Annotated in this window: 25 protein-coding genes; 8 read left to right on the forward strand and 17 right to left on the reverse strand. The window is 66.9% G+C overall.

What is annotated here, in order from left to right; translation table 11 throughout:
• Positions 1 to 80 precede the first annotated feature (80 nt).
• Genes BLV94_RS20605 through BLV94_RS20615 form a run of 3 tightly spaced genes read right to left on the reverse strand, consistent with a single transcriptional unit; the run spans position 81 to position 3031 of the window.
• A complete protein-coding gene (locus BLV94_RS20605; protein WP_072943016.1) occupies positions 81 to 1364 on the reverse strand; it encodes a M18 family aminopeptidase in 1284 nt (427 codons plus the stop codon).
• Positions 1365 to 1389: 25 nt separating this feature from the next.
• Complete coding sequence (locus BLV94_RS20610; RefSeq protein WP_072943014.1) at positions 1390 to 1743, reverse strand: VOC family protein; 354 nt, start codon at positions 1741 to 1743, stop codon at positions 1390 to 1392.
• A 40-nt stretch (positions 1744 to 1783) separates the two neighbouring features.
• A complete protein-coding gene (locus BLV94_RS20615) occupies positions 1784 to 3031 on the reverse strand; it encodes a macrolide family glycosyltransferase (RefSeq protein ID WP_371851554.1) in 1248 nt (415 codons plus the stop codon).
• 57 nt (positions 3032 to 3088) lie between these two features.
• Here BLV94_RS20615 and BLV94_RS20620 point away from each other — a divergent pair, with 57 nt between their 5' ends.
• Positions 3089 to 3679 carry a TetR/AcrR family transcriptional regulator gene (locus tag BLV94_RS20620; protein WP_072943012.1) on the forward strand — a complete coding sequence of 197 codons (591 nt, stop codon included), beginning with the start codon at positions 3089 to 3091 and terminating at the stop codon, positions 3677 to 3679.
• On the opposite strand, the gene malQ is transcribed toward BLV94_RS20620, so the two are convergent.
• Complete coding sequence (gene malQ / locus BLV94_RS20625) at positions 3676 to 5787, reverse strand: 4-alpha-glucanotransferase (RefSeq protein ID WP_072943011.1); 2112 nt, start codon at positions 5785 to 5787, stop codon at positions 3676 to 3678. The two genes, BLV94_RS20620 and malQ, sit on opposite strands and share 4 nt — an antisense overlap.
• Before the next feature lie 195 nt (positions 5788 to 5982).
• Here malQ and BLV94_RS20630 point away from each other — a divergent pair, with 195 nt between their 5' ends.
• Entirely contained in the window at positions 5983 to 6630 is a 648-nt protein-coding gene (locus tag BLV94_RS20630; RefSeq protein WP_072943010.1) for a HemK2/MTQ2 family protein methyltransferase, read from the forward strand.
• 52 nt (positions 6631 to 6682) lie between these two features.
• Here BLV94_RS20630 and purQ read toward each other — a convergent pair whose 3' ends face one another.
• Both purQ and purS read right to left on the reverse strand, forming a co-directional pair.
• Positions 6683 to 7360 carry a phosphoribosylformylglycinamidine synthase subunit PurQ gene (purQ, locus tag BLV94_RS20635; RefSeq protein WP_072943009.1) on the reverse strand — a complete coding sequence of 226 codons (678 nt, stop codon included), beginning with the start codon at positions 7358 to 7360 and terminating at the stop codon, positions 6683 to 6685.
• A complete protein-coding gene (gene purS / locus BLV94_RS20640) occupies positions 7357 to 7596 on the reverse strand; it encodes a phosphoribosylformylglycinamidine synthase subunit PurS (protein ID WP_005244409.1) in 240 nt (79 codons plus the stop codon). The genes purQ and purS overlap by 4 nt, the downstream gene beginning before the upstream one ends.
• Positions 7597 to 7727: 131 nt before the next feature.
• Between purS and BLV94_RS20645 the strand changes: the two genes are divergently transcribed.
• Positions 7728 to 8375 (forward strand): MBL fold metallo-hydrolase, encoded by a 648-nt coding sequence (locus BLV94_RS20645; protein ID WP_072943008.1) that lies wholly within the window; start codon positions 7728 to 7730, stop codon positions 8373 to 8375.
• 50 nt (positions 8376 to 8425) lie between these two features.
• On the opposite strand, the gene BLV94_RS20650 is transcribed toward BLV94_RS20645, so the two are convergent.
• The 3 genes from BLV94_RS20650 to BLV94_RS20660 all read right to left on the reverse strand — a co-directional run bounded on the left by BLV94_RS20650 (position 8426) and on the right by BLV94_RS20660 (position 11191).
• Positions 8426 to 9130 carry a DUF2334 domain-containing protein gene (locus BLV94_RS20650; RefSeq protein WP_072943007.1) on the reverse strand — a complete coding sequence of 235 codons (705 nt, stop codon included), beginning with the start codon at positions 9128 to 9130 and terminating at the stop codon, positions 8426 to 8428.
• Between the two features lie 98 nt (positions 9131 to 9228).
• Positions 9229 to 9723: a glutathione peroxidase gene (locus BLV94_RS20655; RefSeq protein WP_072943166.1), complete on the reverse strand. Its 495-nt coding sequence runs from the start codon at positions 9721 to 9723 to the stop codon at positions 9229 to 9231.
• A gap of 82 nt (positions 9724 to 9805) precedes the next feature.
• Positions 9806 to 11191: a cation:dicarboxylate symporter family transporter gene (locus tag BLV94_RS20660; RefSeq protein WP_072943006.1), complete on the reverse strand. Its 1386-nt coding sequence runs from the start codon at positions 11189 to 11191 to the stop codon at positions 9806 to 9808.
• Between the two features lie 160 nt (positions 11192 to 11351).
• Here BLV94_RS20660 and BLV94_RS20665 point away from each other — a divergent pair, with 160 nt between their 5' ends.
• From BLV94_RS20665 to BLV94_RS20675, 3 genes are all read left to right on the forward strand, one after another.
• Positions 11352 to 12917: a sensor histidine kinase gene (locus BLV94_RS20665; RefSeq protein ID WP_072943005.1), complete on the forward strand. Its 1566-nt coding sequence runs from the start codon at positions 11352 to 11354 to the stop codon at positions 12915 to 12917.
• Positions 12914 to 13603: a response regulator gene (locus tag BLV94_RS20670; RefSeq protein ID WP_005244415.1), complete on the forward strand. Its 690-nt coding sequence runs from the start codon at positions 12914 to 12916 to the stop codon at positions 13601 to 13603. Before BLV94_RS20665 ends, BLV94_RS20670 begins: the two co-directional genes overlap by 4 nt.
• A gap of 93 nt (positions 13604 to 13696) precedes the next feature.
• The gene (locus tag BLV94_RS20675; RefSeq protein WP_015888663.1) at positions 13697 to 13876 is read left to right on the forward strand and encodes a hypothetical protein; all 180 of its coding nucleotides are present in this window, start codon (positions 13697 to 13699) and stop codon (positions 13874 to 13876) included.
• Between the two features lie 109 nt (positions 13877 to 13985).
• On the opposite strand, the gene BLV94_RS20680 is transcribed toward BLV94_RS20675, so the two are convergent.
• The 3 genes from BLV94_RS20680 to BLV94_RS20690 form a co-directional block, all read right to left on the reverse strand.
• Positions 13986 to 15440, reverse strand: coding sequence for an amidase (locus BLV94_RS20680; protein WP_083395623.1), 1455 nt, complete (start codon positions 15438 to 15440; stop codon positions 13986 to 13988).
• A gap of 92 nt (positions 15441 to 15532) precedes the next feature.
• Positions 15533 to 16378, reverse strand: coding sequence for a hypothetical protein (locus tag BLV94_RS20685; protein ID WP_072943001.1), 846 nt, complete (start codon positions 16376 to 16378; stop codon positions 15533 to 15535).
• Entirely contained in the window at positions 16375 to 17634 is a 1260-nt protein-coding gene (locus BLV94_RS20690) for a YlbE family protein (RefSeq protein WP_072942999.1), read from the reverse strand. Before BLV94_RS20690 ends, BLV94_RS20685 begins: the two co-directional genes overlap by 4 nt.
• A 232-nt stretch (positions 17635 to 17866) precedes the next feature.
• Between BLV94_RS20690 and BLV94_RS20695 the strand changes: the two genes are divergently transcribed.
• Positions 17867 to 18781, forward strand: coding sequence for a LysR family transcriptional regulator (locus BLV94_RS20695; protein WP_083395624.1), 915 nt, complete (start codon positions 17867 to 17869; stop codon positions 18779 to 18781).
• A 394-nt stretch (positions 18782 to 19175) separates the two neighbouring features.
• Positions 19176 to 19964, forward strand: coding sequence for an IclR family transcriptional regulator (locus BLV94_RS20700; RefSeq protein WP_072942995.1), 789 nt, complete (start codon positions 19176 to 19178; stop codon positions 19962 to 19964).
• 41 nt (positions 19965 to 20005) lie between these two features.
• On the opposite strand, the gene BLV94_RS20705 is transcribed toward BLV94_RS20700, so the two are convergent.
• From BLV94_RS20705 to BLV94_RS20725, 5 genes are all read right to left on the reverse strand, one after another.
• A complete protein-coding gene (locus BLV94_RS20705) occupies positions 20006 to 20401 on the reverse strand; it encodes a RidA family protein (protein WP_072942993.1) in 396 nt (131 codons plus the stop codon).
• A 3-nt stretch (positions 20402 to 20404) separates the two neighbouring features.
• Positions 20405 to 21172: a cyclase family protein gene (locus BLV94_RS20710; RefSeq protein WP_072942992.1), complete on the reverse strand. Its 768-nt coding sequence runs from the start codon at positions 21170 to 21172 to the stop codon at positions 20405 to 20407.
• 77 nt (positions 21173 to 21249) lie between these two features.
• Positions 21250 to 22491, reverse strand: coding sequence for an MFS transporter (locus BLV94_RS20715; RefSeq protein ID WP_167372174.1), 1242 nt, complete (start codon positions 22489 to 22491; stop codon positions 21250 to 21252).
• A 236-nt stretch (positions 22492 to 22727) separates the two neighbouring features.
• Positions 22728 to 23936 carry an NAD(P)/FAD-dependent oxidoreductase gene (locus BLV94_RS20720; protein WP_072942989.1) on the reverse strand — a complete coding sequence of 403 codons (1209 nt, stop codon included), beginning with the start codon at positions 23934 to 23936 and terminating at the stop codon, positions 22728 to 22730.
• Entirely contained in the window at positions 23929 to 24126 is a 198-nt protein-coding gene (locus tag BLV94_RS20725) for a ferredoxin (protein WP_072942987.1), read from the reverse strand. Before BLV94_RS20725 ends, BLV94_RS20720 begins: the two co-directional genes overlap by 8 nt.
• Between the last annotated feature and the right edge of the window lie 58 nt (positions 24127 to 24184).

Raw genomic sequence — 24184 nt, forward strand, 5'->3', positions numbered from 1 at the left:
AGCCGGGTGGCGACGAGCCGTACGTCAGTCTATCCGGCGGCTCGTTCCGGCACCGACCTGGCGCTCCTCGCCCCTCCCCGTCACGCCGTCGGTGTGAGGAAGGCCGCAAGGGCGTCGGAATAGGCGCGCACGTCACGGGCACCCATCAGCTCCCGCGAGGAATGCATTCCGAGCTGCGCGGCGCCGACGTCGACGGTGCTCAGCCCCGTCCTGGACGCGGTGATCGGGCCGATGGTCGAACCGCACGGCAGATCGGCCCGGTGCACGTACCGCTGCAGCGGCACACCGGCCTGGTCGCAGGCGAGCGCGAACGCACCGGCCCCGGCCGCGTCGGTGGCGTAGCGCAGGTTCTGGTTGACCTTGAGCACCGGTCCCCCGTTGACGGCGATGTGGTGGGCGGGCTCGTGCCGGTCCGGGTAATTCGGGTGGGTCGCGTGCGCCATGTCCCCGGACGCGCAGATCGACCCGGCCATCGTCTGCAGGAATTCTTCGCGACCGCCGCCGCGGCCGAGGACGATGCGCTCGAGGACGGTGCTCAGGAGATCGGAGAACGCGCCCCGATCGGACATGCTCCCCACCTCCTCGTGGTCGAACAGAGCGAGCACCGGCACCTGATCCCCGGGACGTTCGGCCGCCGACAGCAGCGCCTGGGTGCCCGCGTAGCAGGTGCCCTGGTTGTCGAGCCGCGGCGCGCTGACGAGGTCCTGTTCGGTTCCGACCAGGGCGCTGGGCGCGAGATCGTGGGTCATCAGTTCCCACCCGAGCACCGCGTCGGCGGGCACCTCCGCCCGCTCGGCGACGAAGTCGATGAACGACCGGCGTTCGGTACCCACGCCCCACACGCCGTTGAGGTGGCGCTGCGGATCGAGGTGCACGCCCTTGCGGTCCTCGGACAGGTGGATCGCCAGCTGCGGCACGCGCAGGATCGGCTCGTCGACGCGGACGAGCTTCTCCTCCACCGTGTTGCCGGCCCGCACACTCAGCCGCCCGGAGATGCCCAGGTCGCGGTCGAGCCACGAGTTGAGCCACGCGCCGCCGTACGGTTCGAGACCCACCAGCTGCCACCCCGCCGACGAGAGGTCGGGGTGCTGCTTGACGCGCAGGTTCGGGCTGTCGGTGTGCCCGCCGACGATGCGGAACGGCGCCGTCCGGCCCACCCCCTCGGTGCTCCATGCGATGAGGGATCCGCCGCGCACCAGGAAGTACCGGCCGGGCTCGCCGGGCCACGAGTCGGTCTCGTGCAACTCGGTGAAACCGTTGCCGGTCAGCAACATCGACACCGTCGCGCACACATGGAACGGCGACGGTGAGGCATCGACGAAGGTGCAGAGTCCCTGGGCGTCGGCCCACGTAGTGGAAGGCATGGGGTCAATCATGCAGGACCCGCTGTCACGGGTGGGGACCCGAGACACAGAACTGGTTGCCGTCCGGATCGGCGAGCGTGACCCATCGGAAACCGCCCATCTCGTGCCGCCCGACCTCCGTCGCGCCGTCGGCACTCAGCCTGCCGACCTCGCCGTCGAGGTCTTCGGAGGCCAGGTCGAGGTGGATGCGGTTCTTCCCCGGAGTGGGATCGTCGACCTTCTGGAACGCCAGCTTCTGCGCGGAACCCGGGAGGGCGACGACGTAGAACCAGCCGTCGTTCTCCTGCTCGACCGTGCCCGCCGTCTGCTTCGCCCACCAGTTCGCGAGCGGCCCCGGATCGGTGGTGTCGAACGTGATCATGCCGAGTGTGAGTGCCATGCCCGCACAGTAGCCGTGACCACCGACACGTTTCGCAGCTTCACAGGAACTCCTCGATGACCCGGACGGCAGCGTCCACGCCACCGGCAGAACGCAACTCGGCGGCGAGCTCCGCGCTGCGGCGACGGACCGGCTCGGCGTCGACCCAGGTGAGCGCGTCCCGCAGTCCGGCTGCCGACACGTCCGAACTGTCCACGCGCACCGCCACTCCCGCGGCGACGAGCGCGTCGGCATTCTCGAACTGGTCGGTGGCCTGCGGCGCGGCGATCATCGGGGTCCCCGTGAACATGCCCTCGCTGGACCCGCCCATGCCGGCGTGGGTGAGGAACGCGTCGGCCTGCCCCAGGATGTCGAACTGCGGCACCCAGCGGTAGACCTCCACGTTGCCGGGCACGGCGCCGAGGTCGTCGACGTCGACGTGCTGCCCGATCTGCAGGACGACGTGCCAGCCGTCGAGGTCGCCGAACGCCTCGATGCAGCGGCGGTAGAGGTCGGCGTGATCGGTGAACGCGGTGCCGAGCGAGACGAGCAGCACCTTGCCCGCGCCTGCCGGACGCTCCCACCGGCCATCGGCGGGCCGCCGGGTGGGCAGCGCAGGTCCGACGAACGTATAGACGTCCTCGTTCACGCGGTCGGCGTTGGGCTGCATCGATTTCGCGATCAGCACCACCGCCCGGGCCGGGCGCCCGTAGAACTCGTCCGGGTCGGTCTCGACACCGTTGTCCCGCAGCAGTTTCCCCTGCCGCTCGTACAGTGCGGCGCCGCGCGGGTCGGCACGCATGGTGTCCACGAACGATTTCATGTCGTCCTCGTAGCCCTCCCAGGCCACGTACGTCGGCGACAGTTGCACAGTCGGCACGTTCCATTCCTCGGCGAGGACGCGGGCGGGACCTCCCGCGATGTCGTAGAGGAACAGGTCGGGGCGGTCGTCCTCGTACAGCCTCCGCAACTGCGGCAGCATCGACTCGTATTCGGCCTGGAACAGGGTGAGGTGATCGATGGTGTCGCCGTCCCAGGACTTCCCGGACGCGTCCGCCGCGCCTGCGGTGTTCACGCGCGGCAACGTCGAGGCGTACTCCTTGAATTCCGCTCCGGTGCTCTGGACGACGTCCTTCACTGCGGCGTCGTTGGCGTACGTCACGCGGTGCCCGCGCGCGACGAGTTCTCGGAGAATCTCCAGGCTGGGGTTGACGTGCCCGGGCGCCGGGATGCTGACCATGGCGATGTGTGAGCGGGTCATCTTCATCCTTTCCGAGACGGAACGGTCCGTCTCGATACATGATGACATCCGGCCGCAGACGAGTCAAGACGATACGTCTCGTCTGGTCTGGTCTAGGATCCGTTCATGCCGTCCGCCGACAATCCCCGCCGATCCGAACGGTCCCGCGCCGCGATCCTGCAGGCCACGCAGGAGCTGATCCGCGAACAGCCCTACGGGAAGATCAGCATCGAGGGCATTGCCGCACGCGCCAAGGTCGGGAAGCAGACCATCTACCGCTGGTGGCGGTCCAAGGGCGCACTCGTCGTGGACGCCCTGCACGAACAGAACGCGGCCGGCGCCCAGGAGGCCCTGGCCCTGCCCGACACCGGCGACCTCGCCGCCGACATGAGGCTGGTGCTGCGGGCCACGGTCGACGAGTTCACGTCCCCCGATTTCGAACCGCTGTTCCGGGCGCTGTCCATCGAATCGCTGCAGGACCCGGCCCTGAGGGAACAGATCGTCGAACGGATCTACCGGCCGCAGTTCGAGTTCGTCGCCACGCGGTTCCGCTCGGCGCAGGACGCCGGGCAGGTGCGACCCGACGTCGACCTCGCCCTGGCGTTCGAGTTGTTCATGGCGCCGATGTTCTACCGCTGGCAGTCCGGAGCCCATCCCCTCACCCACGAGCACGCGGACGCCGTCGTCGACCTGGCGATGCGCGCCCTCGCGCCCTAAGCGCGGGTTGCGTCCTCGACGAACCCGAAATCGCCGTGCGTGAGGTCCTCGACGTGGACCGCGCGCCCGGACGCGTCGGCGAGGGGAATCTTCCAGTTCGAATACTGGGTCTCGTCGGTGCCCGGCTGATTCTGGATGCGGTACTCCCCCACCAGGTCGGCCAGTGCGACACCCGATAGCAGCGACGGGCTCCGGGCGATCAGCCGGTACAGCGCCTTCACGGTGTCGGGTATCGACGCGTCGTCCGCCAGCAACCCGCGGTCGCGCGCCAGTTGGAGCACGGCCTCGCGCTGCTGGGCGTCGTGTTCCTTCTCGAGTTCGAGGTCGCGTTCGAGGAGCCCGAGCCGCGAGCGCAATTCGATGTGTTCGCCGGCCAGGTATCCGGCGGCCGGCGGAAGATCATGCGTGGTCACGGATGTCAGGCACAGGGTCCGGTACTGCTCCGGCGGTGTCGGCCGCTCGCCGTCGTGTTCGAACCACAGGATCGAGGTCCCCAGGATGCCGCGCTCGGCGAGGTAGTCCTGCACCGCGGGCTCGAACACCCCGAGGTCCTCGCCGATCACCACGGCGCCCGCCCGCTCGGCCTCGAGCGCGAGGATCCCGATGAGCGCCTCGTGGTCGTAGGTGACGTACGTTCCGTCGGCAGGCGTCTGCGCGTCGGCGGGAATCCACCACAGCCGGAACAGTCCCAGAATGTGGTCGACCCGCAGGCCGCCCGCGTGCTTCAGGACGGTGCGCAGCATGTCGCGGTACGGGGCGTACCCCAGTTCCGCCAGCCGATCCGGCCGCCACGGCGGCTGATTCCACTGCTGGCCCTGCTGATTGAAGTCGTCGGGAGGAGCGCCGACGGTAATGCCCTCCGCCAGAGCCGTTCCCAGCGACCACGCGTCCGCGCCCCCGCGCTGGACCCCGACCGCCAGGTCGTGCACGATCCCGATGTCCATGCCCGCCGCGCGCGCAGCGTCCTGTGCGTCGGAAAGCTGCTCGTCGCACACCCATTGCAGCCACGAGTAGAACTGGATTCGCGGCGTCAGCTTGCGCCGCTGCGCCTGCACCCAGTCGCTGTCCGGCGCACCGGCCTTCGTCGTCCATCGCGGGTCGTCGGGCGGCAGTTTCTCGGTGAGCACGCACCAGGTCGCGAAGTCCCGCAGCCCGTCCCCCTCGACGCGGCAGAACTCCTCGAACGCGTGCTGCCTGCTCGGGCTGCGCTCGATCCGGAAGACCCGTTCGAGCACCCGGAGTTTCGCCCGGTACGACGGGTTGCGGTCGATCCGGTCGGACCGGTCGTTCGCCCTCTCGAATCGCGCTGCGGCGTCGCGCATCCGCGCATGGCGTCGCGTCGAGAGGTACGCCGTCTCCGGGATATTCTCGACGCGGATGTACAGCGGGTTGACGTAGCGGCGGGTGGTCGGCAGGTACGGCGACGCCTCGATCGGCGGTCGGGGCTGCGCGGCATGCAGTGGATTGACCAGAACGTAGTCGGCGCCGTGGACGGAACCGAAGATCGACGCGAGATCCGCAAGGTCGCCGAAATCCCCCACACCCCAGGACCGACGCGACCGGATCGAGTACAACTGCGTGAGCACACCCCAGCGCCTGCGGTCGCGCAGTGCGTCCGAAGTGGTCAACCGCGCCGGTGTCACCACGAGCGTGCACGACGAGGAGGTGCCCGAGGTGGACGCCTGGACCGTGTGCCACCCGCACGGAACGTCGGAGGGCACGGCGAACGTCGCGCGCCCCACGAGAACACCGTCGACCTCTCGCGGATCGACCCACACCTGGAGTTGGCGTGCCGGGACCGTCGCGCCCGACTCCGTGTCGATCGTGACGTCCACCGCCTCGCCGTGCGGAACGTGGACCACGAAACGGGTCTCGGATCCGTTCCTGCCGACGACGACGGGCGGCAGCATCCGCCGCCACGGCGCCAGTTCGCACTCGGACAGGGCGCGCCGCACCTCGTCCTCCGTTGCGGCGGGAACGTCGAGCGCTGCGAGGACGCTGCGGAGCGTGTCGTCGCCCACGTCGTGACGCCGCTGGTCCCAACCCTGATACGACGTCGCAACCCCGTGCCGGGTCGCGAGATCACGCAACTGCTCGGTGTACGTCACCCGTCGATCGTGCCAGTTCGCCTCGGGTTCCGCGCGTCTTCCGGATCGCCGCCACGGCCGTCGGACCCGCCGGCGTGATTGGCCCTGCGGCGAGTGGGGTAACTGTTCGGTAATCAGACGCACGGCGTCCACGGTGAGCGCCCGGTGGCACTCGGTTGGCGTACGCCGATGCGCCCGGCAACCGAGGAGTCTTCGATGCTGCTACGTCTTCCCGGAGTCTATCGCCCGCAACACGATACGCAGTTGCTGGCCGGCGTCCTGGCGGCGGAGCGACTCGGTCCCCACTCCCGGGTGCTCGATCTGTGCGCGGGGACCGGCGCGCTGAGCATGGCCGCCGCGGCCGCCGGTGCGGGCCGGGTGACCGCGGTGGACGTGTCGAGGCGGGCGGCGATCAGCATTCGGCTCAATGCGCTCGCCCGCGGGCACCGGATCCGGGTGATCCACGGAGACCTCACCGAACACGTCCGCCAAGAGCGGTTCGACCTCGTCGTTTCCAATCCGCCGTACGTCCCGGCATCCGTCGACACCGTGCCCGACCGCGGTCCGGCGCGCGCCTGGGATGCGGGAAAGAACGGTCGCGCACTGCTCGACCGGATCTGCTGCCAGGCCCCCGACCTTCTCGTCGACGGCGGGGTTCTGCTGCTGGCGCAGTCCGGCCTGAGCGGAGTCGAGAAGACACTGACGATGCTCGAGGAGCAGAATATGACGGTCGACGTCGCCGCGACGGCCGAGATCCCGTTCGGACCCGTCCTCGTCGAACGGCGGGAGATGCTCGAGCGGCGAGGGCTCATCGAGGTCGGTCAGACCCTCGAGGAAATCGTGGTGATCCGCGCCGTCAGCTAGACATGGCCTGATGGCGCCGTGCGTGGCCGAGGCCCGCACGGCGCCGGTCGGATCAGGCGGAGATGACGCTGTCGAGCACGGAGTAGAACATGCCGAGCCCGTCGTCACTGGGGCCGGTGAGGGCCTCGGTGGCGTGCTCGGGGTGCGGCATGAGGCCCACCACGCGGCCGTTGGCCGAGGAGATGCCCGCGATGCCGCGCTGCGAACCGTTCGGGTTGTCGCCGGCGTAGCGGAACACCACGCGGCCCTCACCCTCGAGTTCGTCGAGAACGTTCTCCGACGCCTGGTAGCGGCCCTCGCCGGACTTGAGCGGGACGAGAATCTCGGCACCCGTCTCGTAGCGGGACGTCCACGCCGTCGACGTGGCCTCGACCTTCAGCCACTCGTCGCGGCAGATGAAGTGCAGGCCCTCGTTCCGGGTGAGCGCGCCGGGCAGGAGGCCCGCTTCACACAGCACCTGGAAACCGTTGCAGATACCGAGGACGGGCATACCGCCCTGCGCGGCCTGCACGACCTTGCCCATGACGGGCGCGAACCGGGCGATGGCGCCGCACCGCAGGTAGTCGCCGTACGAGAAGCCACCGGGGACGATGACGGCGTCGACACCCTTGAGGTCGGCGTCGCCGTGCCACAGGCTCACGGCCTCGCCGCCGGCGAGGGTCACCGCGCGGGCGGCGTCGACGTCGTCGAGGGTGCCGGGGAAAGTGATGACTCCGACGCGGGCGCTCATGCTTCGACGCGCCTCACGGTCCAGTCCTCGATCACCGTGTTGGCCAGCAGGGCCTCGGCGATCTTCTCGAGCTGAGCGTCGTCGACACTGCCGTCGACCTCGAGCTCGAACCGCTTGCCCTGACGGACATCGGAAACTCCAGCGAAGCCGAGCCGCGGCAGCGCTCCGACAATGGCCTGCCCCTGGGGGTCGAGAATCTCGGCCTTGGGCATGACTTCGACGACGACACGGGCCACGTGCTGCTCCTTGTTGTTGTGCGCGAGCCCAGAGTGGAACACCGGGCACCCGGAAGTTTACCGGGCTACCTGCCTGCGGTTCGCATCGGACGAACGGGACGAGCCATGCACGCAAGCGCATACTCGAATTCATGCGACTGACTCACTTCGGCCACAGCTGCGTCCTCGTCGAGTTGAACGGTTCCACCATCCTCTTCGATCCGGGCAACTTCTCGCACGGATTCGAGGGCATCACCGGACTGGACGCGATCCTCGTGACCCACCAGCACCCCGACCACGTCGACCAGCAGCGACTGCCCGCCCTCGTCGAGGCGAACCCCGGCGCGGCGCTGTACTCCGACCCGCAGACCGCCGCCCAGCTCGGCGGCGCGTGGACGGGGGTGCACGCCGGCGACGAATTCGACATCGGCGACGTGCACGTCACCGGCACCGGCGGCAGGCACGCGGTGATCCACCCCGACATCCCCGTGATCGACAACACGGCGTTCCTGCTGGGCGACGCAGGCAACCCCGCCCGGCTGATGCACCCCGGCGACTCCCTGTTCGTCCCCGAGCAGAAGGTCGACGTGCTGGCGCTGCCCGCCGCGGCGCCGTGGCTGAAGATCTCCGAGGCCATCGACTACCTCCGCGCCGTCGCACCGCGGGTCGCGGTGCCCATCCACCAGGCGATCATCGCCAACGAGGCCACCGGCATATTCTACGGCCGCTACACGGACATGGCGCCCGAGGGCACCGAGTTCCGCACGATGCCGAGCGAGTCGAGCATCGAGGTGGCCTGACGCCCCCGTGAGTACTTGTTAACCGCGGGCGGTTAACAAGTACTCACGGGTCAGGCGGCACCGATCTGCGAAATCCGCCGCTCCCAGCGGTACACGCCGGGCCGCGCGTCATGGAAGAGCGCGAGGTCGACGGCGTCGAGCATCGCCTGCCGCGGTCCCGACGTGCCCAGCTGCTTGGCGGTGACGGCGAGGCGCACCACGCCCCCGCGTTTGGCCGTGCGTCCGGAGCCGAGGACGAGGGCCCGGCACCACCACGGTTCGGCCCGGAACCCCTCCCCGATCCCCAGCACCCGCGACCGCACCGACGTCCCGCGTTCGAGGTCGTGGATGGCGGTCATCCCGGCGAGCAGCCGGAACCCGGCGGACGGCAGTGCCGCGACGGCGCCCTGCGACGCCAGCCAGCGGGGCGGGGCGAACAGTCTGGTGCGCAGCCCGGTCTGTTCCATCACCCGGTCGGCCGCGAGCAGTCGCAGCCGCGCCTCGTGCTCGGGCAGCGCGGCGAACTCGGCCCGACGGCGCTTGGTGGCGGCCTGGTCGTATCCGTGCAGGACGACGGCGTCGCCGCGGGATCGGCGCACACGGAGCCAGTCCTGCGTCGCGGGATCGTTGACCAGGCGGTACTTGTCCTTCAGGCGCGGGGCGACGAGCAGCGACAGCGGCACGCCGCGCGCATCCATCTCCTCGGCGAACGCGGCCGCGAAGTCGCGCGTCTCGTCCTTGATCCCCGACACCGACACGATCAGCTGTCCGGTCATGGGCCCCAGCGTGACAGGTGAACGTGAACAAGGGGCAAAGCTCGTGCGCCTTTCTGGTAGTCGGAGCTACCAGAAAGGCGCACGGGCGGCGAAGCCGCCTACTTCGGCAGAACCGCCTCGATGGCCTCGACGACCTCGGGCGCCTCGGGCTCGGTGCGGGGACGGAACCGCTTGACGACGGTGCCGTCGGGTGCGACGAGGAACTTCTCGAAGTTCCACTGGATGTCGCCCGCGGCGCCCTCGGCGTCGGCGGCCTTGGTCAGTTCCTCGTACAGCGGGTGCCGGTTCTCACCGTTCACCTCGATCTTCTCGAGCAGCGGGAACGTGACGCCGTAGGTGGTGGAGCAGAAGGTCTCGATCTCTTCGGCGGTGCCGGGCTCTTGCCCCATGAACTGGTTGCACGGGACGCCGATCACGGTCAGGCCGCGGTCGGCGTAGTCGGTGGCGAGCTTTTCGAGGCCCTTGTACTGCGGGGTCAGTCCACACTTCGAGGCGACGTTCACCACGAGGACGGCGCGACCGTCGTATTCGCCGAGGGAGGTCGGGGTGCCGCCGAGTGTGTTGATACCGATGTTCTGAACAGGTGTCGTCATGCGCACCAACGTAGCCAACAAACCTCTGTGCGCCCAGGCTTCGAATCGCCCGGGCGCACAGAGGTTTACTTCGGAGTGGGTGTCAGCTCTTCACGAGTACCTTCGGCTCGTCGGCGGCAGGGGTCTCCGTGGCCTGCTCTTCGACGACCTCGCCGTGGCCATCGTCGACCATCGTCGACTCGTCGAAGGGGAGCTTGCCGTCGAGGACGGTGCGGACGCGGTCGTTGTCGATCGTGTTCGTCCAGGAACCGACGAGCAGGGTGGCGACGGCGTTGCCGGAGAAGTTCGTGACCGCGCGGGCCTCGGACATGAACCGGTCGATACCGACGATGAGGCCGACGCCGTCGAGCAGTTCGGGACGGTGGCTCTGCAGGCCGCCGGCGAGGGTGGCGAGCCCGGCGCCGCTGACTCCGGCAGCACCCTTGGACGCGATGATCATGAACACCAGCAGCGACAGCTGCTCGGGGAAGGACAGCGGCTGGCCCATTGCGTCGGCGATGAAGATCGACGCCATGGTCAGGTAGATCGCCGTGCCGTCGAGGTTGAACGAGTAGCCGGTGGGGACGACGACACCGACGGTGGTGCGCTCGACGCCGACGTGTTCCATCTTCGCGATCAGGCGGGGCAGGGCCGACTCGGAGGAGGACGTGGCGAAGATCAGCAGGTACTCCCGGGCCAGGTACCGGACCAGCTTGAAGATCGAGACGCCTGCGACGACGCGGAGCACGGATCCGAGGACACCGAACACGAAGATCAGGCAGGTGAGGTAGAAGCCGAGCATGAGCGTGGCGAGCTGGACGACGGCGCCGAGGCCGGTCTGGCCGACGACGTTCGCGATGGCACCGAACGCACCGATCGGGGCGAGCCACAGGATCATCGACAGGATCTTGAAGACGAGCTTCTGGACGGAGCCGACTGCACGCAGGATCGGCTCACCCTGCTTGCCCAGGGCCTGCAGTCCGAAGCCGACGAGCAGCGCGACGAACAGGGTCTGCAGGACGCTTCCCTCGGTCAGCGCGGACATCAGCGACGTGGGGATGATCGACTGGAGGAAGTCCATGGTGCCGCCGGCTCCGTGGGCCTTCTCGGCGAGCGCCGCACCCGTGCTTGCGGTGTCGGCGCTGATGTTCAGGCCGGTGCCCGGGTCGAGCAGGTTGCCGACCAGCAGACCGATGCCGAGCGCGACCGTGGACATGCCGATGAAGTAGGTGAGGGCGAGTCCGCCGACCTTGCCCACCTTGGCGGCGGCCTTCACCGATCCGATGCCGAGCACGATCGTGCAGAAGATGACCGGGCTGATCATCATCTTGATCAGATCGACGAACATCGTGCCGAGCACGCCGAGCGACTTGCCGACTCCCGGAGCCAGCCACCCGACGAGGATGCCCGCGACGACGGCGACGATGACCCCCATGTACAACCAGTGTGTCCGGTCGCGCTTCTTGGTCTTCCCTGTCGCAGTACTCATGGGATTGTCCTCCAATTCGAGTGGCAAGCTGATCGGTGAGGCCGGTGAGTGACCGCGATCACGTCTTGGAAGAATCTTCTAAGCGATCGCTTGGCTGGAGAAGTTTGTGTTCATTACGTTCAGGAGAAATGCATTGCCGCACCATCCGCCGAGACGGCCCATGAGCGTCGCGAGGCAGCTCTTCCTCCTGCAGCTCGTCGTGTTGGTGCTGGTCATCGGCGCCGGGACCGCGCTGGCCATCGTCGACCAGCGTCGCGACAGCGACGAGACCACCCGGCGCGCCGTCACGGCCGTCGCGACCACATTCGCGCTGTCGGACGGCACCGTCGAGGCATTGCGGTCCCCCGACCCGACGGCCGTTCTCCAGCCCCAGACCGAGCAGATCCGCGCCGCGACCGGCACCGATTTCATCGTCGTGATGACGCCCGCGGGCATCCGCTTCACCCACACCAACCCGGAGCTGATCGGCGGCGTGTTCTCCGGGAACATCGAGCGCGCGCTCCGCGGGGAGACGTTCACGGAGACGTACGCCGGTTCGCTGGGACCGTCGATCCGGGCGGTGACACCGGTGTACGACGGCGACCGGATCGCGGGCCTGGTGTCCGTCGGCGTCACCCGGGCGAAGATCGGCGACCAGTTCGCCGCGAGCCTGCCGACCATCTTCGCGGTCGCCGCGATCGGTCTGGCGGTGTCGGCGGCAGGTTCGTTCCTGCTGAGCAGGCGCCTGCGCCGTCAGACGCTGGGGATGGCCCCGGACGAGCTGCGGCAGATGTACGAGCATCACGACGCCGTCCTGCACTCGATCGGTGAGGGCCTGGTGGTGCTCGGCCGCGACAGCGGTGACACCGCGAATGCCGAAGTGGTGAACGACGAAGCGCGCCGCCTCCTCGATCTCCCCGAGGGCCCCGTCCCGCTGGCCGCGCTGCCGGAGTCGCTGCGGCAGTCGCAGGACGACGATTCCCGGGACGAGGTGCACGTGACCCCCGACCGCGTGCTGCTCGTCAGCCGGGAACCCGTGACGTGGGAGGGGCAGCGTCTCGGGACCGTGCTGACACTGCGTGATCGCACGGAATTGCAAAGCATCATGGGCGAACTCGACTCCGTGCGCGGCTTCGCGGAATCGCTGCGGTCACAGGCGCACGAATCGGCGAACCGACTGCACACGATCATCACGATGGTCGAACTGGGCCGCTACGACGACGCGATCGCGTTCGCCACCGAGGATCTGCGATTGTCGCAGGAACTGATCGACCGCTTGATGACGGCGGTGCACGAACCCGCCCTGGCCGCACTGCTGCTCGGCAAGGTTGGGGTGGCCGCCGAGCGGGGAGTCGACCTGACCGTCACCGAGGACACCGCTCTCGGGCCCGTGGCGCCGCTCAGTGCGCGTGAACTCGTGACGCTGGTGGGTAATCTCGTGGACAACGCGATCGACGCCGCCCGCGGCGCGATGGAATCCCCCGGAGAGGATGCGTGGGTGGAAGTGACCGTCCGTCAAGAGGATTCGACGATGGTGGTGCGGGTGGCCGACAGCGGACCCGGCATTCCCGCCGACGAACTCGACAAGGCGGTCACGCGCGGCTACTCCACCAAGTCGGGTCAGCGCGGGCTCGGACTGGCGTTGGTCGCCCAGGTGGTGGCCCGGCACGGCGGGACGATCCACACGGAGCCGTCACTCGGATCGATGGTCGTCGTCGAGATCCCGATCGAGGGGGCCGCCTCGTGATCCGCGTGATGATCGTCGAGGACGAACCACTCATCGCCGAGGCCCATCGGGCGTATGTGGAACGCATTCCGGGCTTTTCGGTGCACACCGTCGTTCACGACGGCAACGGCGCCATGCGGGCGGTCGCCGCGGCGAACGGCAGCGACGACCCCATCGACCTCGTCCTCCTCGACATCGGCCTGCCGGATGCCAGCGGCCTCGACGTCGCGGCGGCACTGAGCGGCGTGCGACCGAGTCCCGACGTGATCGCCGTGACCTCGGCCCGCGACCTGGAGATGGTCCGCACCGCCGTGGCGCGCGGAATCGCGTTGTATCTCCTGAAGCCGTTCACGTTCGCGGCGTTCCGCGACAAACTCGAGCGGTACCGGGAATTCCGCGACGCCCTGCCTGCCGGAAGCAACGCACTGAGTCAGCACGACATCGATCGGGCGATGTCCGCGCTACGCACCTCCGACGAGCGCGCTGCATCCCCGAAAGGCGTTGCACCACAGACGCTCGACCACGTTTCGGCGTGCGTCCGTGACGCTGCCGGACCGCTGACGGCGGCCGAGGTGGCGGCCAGCATCGGGGTCTCCCGGGTGACGGCCTGGCGGTATCTCGAACGTCTCGCCGACGACGGGGTGCTCACCCGGCACACCGAGTACGGCAGGGCCGGCCGTCCGCAGATCCGGTACGCGCTGCGCTGAAGTACGAACCGGGGTTGTGACCTAGATCACATCGGTGGACGATTGTAGAGGAGTCACCTCCGGCTCGCAGTAACTCAGTCAAGGACCTTCACAATGTCTAGCAGAATTGCCACCACACTCGCCGCAATCGCATTGACCCTGTCGCTCGGTACTCTGGCTGCTCCCGCAGCTGTCGCGGCGCCGGCCGCGCCGTCACCGACCCCGGCAGTCGGTTCGATCGCCGTCTGCCTCAACCTGCCACTGGGGTCGGCCAGCATCAGTTTCTGCATCTGAGCAGTGCGGGGGGCGAACTCGAACGCTACATCTGTGCATGTCTCGTAGCGTCCGTCGACGCCGTCGTGCCCGGGGCCCGCCAGACCGGTGCGAACCTGCGTTCGAATCGTCAGTCCCGTTGTCCGTCGCCGGGCCGGTGATCGACGGACGCGCCCGATCGGGGGCGAGTCCACGCGTGCCGCGTCCGCTGCTCGAAATCCTTCGCCATATCGAGCAATTGGTCCTCCGCGCGGTGTCGCCCGACCAGCTGGATCCCCAGTGGTGTCCCCGCTTCGCTGAAGCCCGCCGGTAGAGAGATGACCGGGTGGCCGGTCACGGTGACGTGGCACGCGGACTCCATCCAGCCGAGGTAATCCGGTTGCTGTACGCCACACACCGAGGCGGGATACTGCAGGTCGACGTCGAACGCCGGGAGGGGCGACACCGGGAGAAGCAGACCGTCGTACGTTTCCAGAAACTCTCGCATGCGATGGAAGAGTTCCGTCCTGAGCCGCGCAGCGCGACCGACGTCTCGACCGGAGAGTCGTCGCCCGGCAAGCATGTTCTCGTACAGGCTGGGCCGAACCCACTCCCGATTCGCGTCGAACAGATCACCCAGCGCAGCTTCGAACTGCCACGCACGCAGAGTCCTGAAGCACTCGCCCGCGCCGTCGAAGCTGATGCATGCTTCCTCGACGATCGCGCCTGCCTCCCGGCACGTGTGCGCAGCGCGTTCGACGACTCGGCGAACCTCCGGGTCCACCGGAATGGTTCCGCCAAGATCGACGGAAAATGCGATTCTTCGACCTCGAAGGCCGTCTGCGGCGACAGTTGCAAATCGGGATCCGGGCTCCTCCAGGCTGAGGGGAGACCGGCCGTCCGGACCGGCCATCACCGACAGCAGCAGCGCAACGTCGTCGACGCAGCGTGCCATCGGCCCTTGAACGGACAGCCCGCACCAGCCGTCGGACGCAGGGTAGGTGGGCACCCGCCCGGCACTCGGGCGTAATCCGACGACATTGCAGTACCCAGCCGGGAGTCGAAGCGACCCGCCCATGTCGTTGCCGTCCGCGATGGGGTGCATGCCGGCGGCGAGAGCTGCGGCAGCACCTCCCGATGAACCGCCCGCGGTCACGGCGAGGTCGTAGGGATTGCGCGTCGCACCGAAGAGGTCGTTGAAGGTATGACCACCTGCGACGAACTCGGGAACATTGGTCTTGCCCAGCGTGACGACGCCCGCGGCCTTCATCCGTTCCACGACGAGATCGTCGAGTTCGGGCACGTAGTGCTCGTGGATCCGGGAACCGAAGGTTGTCCGGACTCCCATGGTGAGGTGGTTATCTTTGTGGGCGACGGGAATTCCGTGGAGCGGGCCGTCCCACCCGCCGGATGCAAACCGTTGATCGGCGGCTGCCGCCTGCTCCATCGCAGCTTCCGGAAGGTACGTCACGATGGCGTTGACGTCGGGGTTGACCTCATCGATGCGCTCGAGATGCGCCGACACGGTTTCTCGCGCCGAGAGCTCTCCTGCACGCATCAGCTGAGACAGCTCCGTCGCGCTGCGGTAGTACAGCGGCTCCGCCATGGACGACCTTCCTTCGTGAATGGACATGCATCGGGTGTTGTGAGTATCGGGACGATCGGCCGGACGGAGCCGCGAGTTCGTCCGCCCCGGAGTCAGCGGTAGCCGTACCGAAGACGATCATCGTCTGCGACGACACTCTCGCCACTCGGCCTCGGAATCCGCAGATTCTGCATCAAGACGTACGCGTCCCGGGGCGGCTGCCCACCGGCGCCCTGCTGGTCCGGAAGTTCGAACCACAACTGCAGACTTCCCTGCTCCACGATCAACTGATACGCCCTGCTTCGATCCGGAGCAGGCGAATTCCGATCACTCCGATCGACGAAACCTGCGTTCCGCGCGGCATCGCGGGAGGGGAGGTACCGCGCGATCCGAGGACCTCGAGCCCATCCGGGCAGATCGTCGCGGTCCAGTTCGTCTGCGATCATCGCGGCGATCCTGCCCGTCGACGGTCGCACCGCTGGTGCGCCAACCGGTCGCAGCCGGTCCTCGAGATTGTCCGCCGTGACACGCAGAACCCACGCTGTCCCGATCCTGGTCGGCGTGTGCAATCGAAATCCTGGCCAATCCGAATGGGCGATCGACTGCAGCACCGTGCGGCCGTCGCGTCCCAGCCGGGTCAGCGACCTTCGTGAATAGGCAATCCCGCGTGCCACCGGATCGCTCAGACCCAGCTCGCTGAGCAGGGAGAAGGCACGTCCCGGGGCCGCTCCGCCGTATCCGACCTCGACGTCGTCGATCGCGACGACGTCGCCATTGCTCATGTCCCACAACATGTGGGGCACGACCAGAGATCCCGCCGAATTGGTGGGGAACCTTCTCGGATCACAACCGGACGACCAGAAGACGTCGCTTGCAGCGAATCCCGCGACGATGCGAGTGACTCGTGCGTCGAGCTTCTCGACGTGGCGCAGGGCGTTGGCGGGCCGCGCCCAGATCATTCACCCCACCGGCTTCCCGCTGACGTCAGCCAATCGCCTGCTCCCAGATCCAGCAAGGCGTTGTGCGCGGCCACGAACGGCTCTATGGGGAGCCTGGTGATTCCCGCGCCGACCTGTCCGATCCCCGCATCTCGGTGAGCGAATCCGTTGTTGACCACCGGGGAAATTCCCGTACGTGCTACCGCTTCGACGTCGATTCCCATCGGTGTGCCCCGGAAGCCCTCGCCGGGAATCAGGAACCGACTACTACCCCCTCGGGTGATCTGACGCATCTCGGACACATAGTCCTGGAGCACGCTGGGGCTTCCCCCGATATAGGAACTGATGGCGGGGGCCGCCGACAGAGCGAAGGCGCCGAGCCCGATCACCTCGGTCACGAGCGAATCACCCATCATCGGGCAGGCATCGTCGACGGTATAGCCCTCGAACAGCTTCGGATCTCCTACGGGCGCGGATGCCGTGATCCACGAGTCGAGGCCACTGACGCGAATCCCCATCCGCCGGCCGTTTCCCGCGATCGCTGTCACCAACCCCCGGGTTCCACAGCGGTGGGCGGCATCCGCGACGAGCTTCGCTGCCGCCATCGAGAAAGACAGAAAGGTGTGGGGATTGCCGGCGAGGAAATCGAGGACGGCCGCGGCGGTCCCCGAGTCCGGGGCGTGCTCGACCACGGCGGGCGCGAGCCTGATCGTCAGCGCCGCCGTCGACGCCACGTTCCGATTGTGGCATTCGTCGCCGCGCCGAAGGCCTTCCGACTGCAGTGCGGTGATATCGATACCGTCCCCCGCCCGCAACGCGTCGTCGAGAACCGGCGTCAGGACGGTACTCATCCACCGCAGCCGCTCGAGCACAGCGGCATCGTTGGCACCGAACCGGAGTGCTCGACCGAGCCCTTCGTTCAACGGCGCGAACGCGTTGTGCCCGTCGTCTCCCTCCACCACCACCACGGGAGTGCTGGGAGAAATGATGCCTGCCATCGCCCCGACAGCGGATGCCGAGTGACACGGCCGCAGATCGATCTTCCCCGCGTCGAACAGTTCACCGGCGGCCGCGAGATCGGGAGCCTCACCCTCGAGCACCAGTGCCCCGAGAATCGCACCTCTCATCGGACCCACTACCTCGCCGGGCTCCACCTGCGGGCCGGCGTGCAGGTACGAGCGGCGATCCACTGTGTCGATGACATCTCCCGCCCGTCTGACACCGACCGCGGTCGCGGACGTGGTGTCCAGTACCGCCCAACCATCCCTTACAGTCATGACAACTCCATCGAAAGTCGGATAGGACGTGTCCGGCCGGCTGGAAGAAGCGGGCCACGGACGACATCTCCGGATTGTTGCGGGCAGCGGTACCGATCGGCCCGCTCGGCAATCCCAAAGATACCGAGGCACAGCCGATTTAGCGAGATCGTGCTGGTCACGTCTTGCCGATGAGAGGTATCATTTCGACTGATGATCGACCGCCGGCGAACGTCCGGAGAGGTGACGAGAGATGCGAATGAAACTGAACCGAATTGATCTGAACCTTCTCGTCGGCCTGGACGCCCTCCTGTCGGAGAGGAGCGTCTCTCGCGCTGCGAAGCAACTCTCGGTCGGGCAACCGGCGATGAGTGGCACATTGTCGCGATTGCGAAAACTCTTCGACGATCCCCTGCTCGTCCGCGACGGGTCGTCGATGACGCTGACACCGCTCGCGGAGTCCCTCACGTACCTGGTCCACGACATACTCGGATCGATCGAGACGCTGGTGACCGTGCGTGCACCGTTCGACGCGGCGAGTGACACCCGCACGTTCACCATCCACGCGAGTGACTATGTCACGCTCGTCCTACTCCGCTCGTTCGTCAGGGCTGCCACCGGCGAAGCGCCGAACGTGCGGATCAATATCGCTCCGCCACAAACGAATTACTTCGATCCGCTTCGCGAGGCGCGGGCTGATCTCGTGATCATCCCACGCGAGATCGTGGGACACGTCGGAACCGCTTACGTCAGTGCCTCCCTCTTCACGGACCGGCACGTCTGCGTGGTCGCCGCGGACCATCCCGTTGTGGGCGAGACGATGTCGCGGGAGCAGTTCAGCGCGTTTCCGCACCTGTCCGCCACCGGCGGAATCCCGCCGTCCTTCGCCGAGACCCAGTTCGACGAAATCTCATTGCCCTTTCGCATCGAAGCGTCGACGACCAGTTACGTCGCCGCCCCATTCCTGCTGGAAGGAACGGAGATGGTGGCGGTGCTGTACGAGCGCCTGGCGCGAGCACTTCACCGCAGCGCCGGCATTCGACTGCTCGAGCCGCCGGTTTCGTTGGCCCCGATCACCGAGATGATGTACTGGCATCCGCGCCATTCCGACGATCCCGGTCACCGATGGCTTCGCCACGGCATTCGCCGGCTGGCCGAGCAACTGTGACGGTAATGCAGCGAATAACTTACCGGCCGCAAGGTTCCGGGTACTCACGACATTTGTCCGGGACAAGTATATCGCCGGCGTCCGGCCCCGAATATGCGGTCTCCGTGGACGCCGCCCATTCAATATTCCTTTTCCGGATGGATTCGATATCCTCCGGAGACACCGCGCTCAGTCCGGTCGGAATCCGACTTCCGACCGCCCACCGTCCCGACACGATCTCGCCCTCGAACCGGTCGACGACCTGGTCGACCCCTTACGGACTACCGGCTTCAATTCTTCGCCCCTTTCCTCGCGTACAGCGCCGCGCTTCATGGGGATAATTCACGAGGTCGAATAATCCCTGTCTGGTTGAACCGGAATCCATTTCGAAAACGGGCCGTGGTATATTTTGGGCGTGAGCAGCGCGCACGAGCCCGAGAAAAAGTCCGAGATTTCCACGATGCAGAGCATGGATCGTGGAATGCACATGCTCGAATTGCTCGCGGAACAGCCGATGCGCGCGAAAGAACTGGCCGAAGCCACCGGAGCGAAATGGGCAACTGCGCACCGCACACTGACCTACCTTCGTGACAAGGGCTTCGTCAGGCGCGACGACACAACCGGACTGCACTACGTCGGTCGCCGGATGTTCGCCATCGGCTCCGCCTACCTCGGCGATCATCCCCTTTTCACGACGAGCGAACCGTTGATGCGGACGGCCGCCGACCGGATCAACGGATTCGTTCAGATCGCCGAGCGTGACGGGCATTCGTCGGTGGCCATTGCCAGCGTCGAGCCCCGCATTCCCGTTCCCACCCTGTCCTATGCGAATACGTACCGCGCCTATCCCCTCCACACGGGAGCCCGCGGATTGGTGCTGCTCGCATACTGCCCCGACGAGTTCATCGACACCTATGTCCAGGAGCCGCTGCGTTCGTTCACCGAGTACACGATCACGGAACCCGCCGAGTTGCGGGCCAAGCTGAAGCAGATCGTGGCCGATGGCTACGCCACCAGCGACCGGGATGTCACCACTGCTACATGTGGGATTGCAGCGCCGATCCGGAACGCCGCAGGCGAGGTGACGGCATCGGTATCGATCGCCAATTACCGCGAACAGATGCCGCCGCGGGATCTCGTTCTTCACGAGGTCCTCGGACTCGCCCAATCGCTTTCCCAGCTGATGGGCTGGCGAAACCGGTAGGTCTTCTCCTCGGCGCCGAGGAGAAGGCCTACCGGCAGCCTCTAGCTCTTGACGGCAATCGCCTCGAACTCGATCAGCATCCGGGGATCCACGAGACCGGCTACGTACACGAACGTCGACGGCGGACGGTTCGGAATCCACTTGTCGCGGACAGTACGAATCTCCGGGAGGGACTCCGGGTCGGTCAGGTACCCGGTGATCTTGACGATGCGGTCCATCGAACTGCCCGCAGCCTGCAGGGCACGCTCGAGGTTCGCGAACGCCCGGTCCGCCTGTGCCCCAGCCGAGAGGTCCTCACCGATGTCACCGGACTCGTCGTGCGGCACCGCTCCCGAGGTGAACACCAGATTCCCGGCTTCCGCTGCCCAGTGCCAGGCGGCATCGGCCTGCAGGCCGGGAACGGTCACGTACTTCACATCTTCGCCGACAGTGGTCATTGGTCAGACCTCGTCGACGATGGCGACGGCCCGGACGAATCCGGCTGTGCCGCCGGCGATCTTGATGGGCAGCGCGATGACCTTGAAACCGTGCGGGGGCAGCTGGTCGAGGTTGGCGAGCTTCTCGATGTGCGCGTATTCGATTTCGAGGCCGAGGAGGTGGCAGGGCCACAGGTACTTCGGGTCTTTGCCGTGCTTGTGGTAGTCGGCGGCCCATGCGGCGTACGGACGGTCGTAGCTCCAGGCGTCCGTTCCCACGACCGTCACGCCCTGTTCGAGGATCCATTTGAGCGCCTCACGGCTGGGTCCGCCACCACGGGTGGTGTACTCCGGCTTCCCCCAGTACTTGTCGTTTCCGGTCATCGTGAGGACGATGTCGCCCGGCTTGATGGTGTAGTTCATGTCCTTCAGCTTCTGCTGAATTTCCTCGAGGGAGACCTCCGCGCCGTCTTCGGCATCACTGATGTCGATGACGACTCCGTCACCCATGCATCGCTCGATGGGCCACTCTTCGATGGTCTTCGGCTTCGACCCGTCCGCCATCACCGGGCCGAAGTGCCACGGTGCGTCCATGTGCGTGCCGGTGTGCGAGTTCATGTCGATATGTTCGACCGCGAACGCGGCACCGGGCGTGGGCCAGTGATTCGGGTCGATGTCGTAGTTTTCCTGGTTCCATTCGGCGCCGAGCGAGTGCGGCTCGAAGATGACGCCTTTGCCCTCGAGGGTGGGGTCACCGTCGGTGACCATGGAGATGTCGATGATTCTGCTCATCTGCTTACTTCCTCATTTCTTTCGGTCGGTCGCACTCTGGATCTCACAGCGCGACAGGGGATGTGGTAGGTGCACAGTCAGCCGACTGTGAGTTTGCGGTCTTCGTCGACCGGCTCGGCGGCTCGCTTCCTGCCCAGCAGACCCACGAGGGCGGTGAGCACCGAGATCGCCGCGACAGCAATCCAACCGGCCGCGAAACCGTGATCGGGGACGATGTGCCCGAAGACCACGGGGACGATGAATCCGCCGACCGCCGCGAGGGTGAGCATCACGCCGACCGCGGTGCCGACCTGTTCGGGATCGATCTTCGACAGGTCCGCGGGCACACCCAGCCAGGCCGGGTAGCTGAAGACGAAAAGGAATCCGATCGCGAAGGAGATGAACCACAGCAGGGCATCGGGGGCGACGGGGATCGCGGCGATCAGTGCCCCCATCAGCAGGAGGGGAACGACGATGACGGATCGGTAGTTGCGGACCAGGTCCGCGACCTTGCCACCGACCAGGCTGCCGGGGATTCCCGCGAGGGCCAGGATCGCGCCGAGCATACCGCCCTGGCCGGGTGTGAAGCCGCGTTGCGCGACCGCGTACTCGCTGAACAGCTGCGATGCGGTGAAGTAGGCGCCGTACACGCCGAGCATGGCGATGCCGTAGATCCACAGCTGCTTGTCGACCAGTGCCCGGATCAGGCCGGCGCGGCTGATCCGGCCGCCGTGGAGTCCGCTGACGCCGCGCGGGGTGTGGAACCACACGGCCACCGCCGCCGCCAAGACGATATTGACGATGCCGCAGATCGCGAGCATGCCGCGCCATCCCGCGAGGTCGGTCACGTAGATGCACGCATACAGACCCAGCGCGACACCGGTACTGAATGCGGCACCGCACGCGATGCCCAGCGCGAGGTTGATCTCGTGATCACGAAACCACACACTGACCGCGGCGACGGCGACGGCGATGAAGATGGACGCGCCGACACCGGCGATCACTCGGTACAGGGCGAGGTCGAGGAAGCCGACCGCGACGCCGGACAGCGCCGCACCGGCCCCTTGGAGCACCATCCCGAGGACGAGAGTGCGCTTCATCCCGAGTCGGGCCGCGATGATGCCGCCCGGGACGTGGGCGACCCCGTAGCCGAGCACGAACAGCGCGATCAGCATGGCGAGCTGCTCGAAGCTCACGCCGAGGTCCTCGCTGATGGGGGTGAAGGCCGACGCGATGTTGAACCAGTTCAACGTCAGGCTGACGTAGCCGAGGACGAGCAGAGCGAGCATTCGCCATCTGGCCTGGTAGACGTCGCCGTCTCTACCGTCAATAGTCGACAATGGGGTTCCTTCCATCGGGCACATTGCCTTCGAGGCAACCGCGGGTGAGATTGGGAGAGAGCGCAATACGATACGAAGCTCTCGCTTGGTGACAGTTCGGCAATTACGGCGACCCGAGAGTCAGATCCTGTGACCCAGGTCTCTGCCGGCATCCCGAATCTATCCGCCTCCACGACAATTGGGGAGATGGATGGGTTCAACGCGTCCCGATGGCCACTATCATTTTCAGTGATGGTCTAGGCCGAGCCGATTGCCTCGGACCACGACGCTCGGGCGGTGACGAGGTGCTGGTACTTGCTCAGGCCTCGAGGCGAGTTGAACGACACGACACCCGTCACCCGGTCGTCGCGGCCGTACAGTGCGACAAACCTCTCCTCCCCCGGCGCACCGCTCATGAAGCGCACCTGATCCGTGGGGAGAGGGCAGCCCACCATCTGAGTGCGCTTGCGAAACTGGTCGGACCAGAAACTGGGGACAGCAGACAGCGTCGACCGTTTCGTTCCGGCGATGAGATTCTCCGCGACGACCGTCGCCTGCAGCGTGGCGTTGTTCCAGTGCTCGCTGCGCACCTGCGCACCGAAGTAGTCCGAGTACCAACGGGCGGCGTCACCGACAGCGTAGATGCCGGGCACGTTGGTGTGCCCGCCGTCGTCGCAGAGAACCCCGTTGTCGACCTCCACGCCTGAACCGTCGAGCCATTCGGTCACCGGAGCACCGCCGACCCCGACCACGACCAGATCGGCGGGGAGAATTCGTCCGTCGGTGAGCCTGACCCCGTTGACCCGCCCGTCTCCCATGAGTTCCTGGACGCCCACCCCGAGTTCGAGGTCGGTGCCGTGACTCGTGTGCAGATCCGCGAAGTGAGAGCCGACGATTGCCCCGAGGACGGTTCCCAAGGGGGTCGGTTGCGGATCGACCAGGGTCACCGACTGTCCGCGGGTGCGCACGCTCGCCGCCACCTCGGCACCGATGAACCCGGCACCGACGACGACAACGTCTCGGGCACTGTTCAACTCGGTTCTGAGTGCGAGGGCGTCCGGCAGCGTCCGGAGAACGTGGACACCCGCGAGGTGCCCCATGAAGGCGGGGCGCCGAGCCCGCGAGCCGGTGGCCACGACCAGCGCGTCGAATTCGAGAACCGTGCCGTCGTCGAGCGTGACAGTGTGCCGCGACGGGTCGAGCGACAGCGACGTCGCCCGGCGGCCCAGGCGAAGATCGAGGTCGAGTTCGTCGATCTCCTCCTCGGTCAGCAAGTAGAGATCGTCCGGATCACTCGAGCCGGTGAGCAACTTCTTCGAGAGTTCGGTGCGGTCGTAGGGTGATCGCACCTTCTCTTCGCCGATGAGGGTGATGCCGCCGGAGTTTCCCAGGCGCCGCAATTCCTGGATCACGTTCATGCCGGCGAGGGAACCGCCGACCACGACGATCCGCTCGAACCTACTCATCACGGGTTCCCAACGCCTTCGCGGGGCAGGATCGAATCGCCCTGTCGGTCTTCGTATGCAAGGACTCGGGCGGGCTTTCCTGCAGCAGGATCACCTTGTTCTCGTCTTCGTCCAGATCGAAGACCTCGGGGGCTTCGAGCATGCAGCTACCGTAACCACGGCACCTGCCGGCATCTGCGGTGACATGCATGACTACACCTCACTGTTGGTGTCGTCCGCGACTGCTCGCGGTTGAAAATTGTTTGGTG

The sequence above is a fragment of the Rhodococcus koreensis genome (assembly GCF_900105905.1).
GTDB lineage: Bacteria > Actinomycetota > Actinomycetes > Mycobacteriales > Mycobacteriaceae > Rhodococcus_F > Rhodococcus_F koreensis.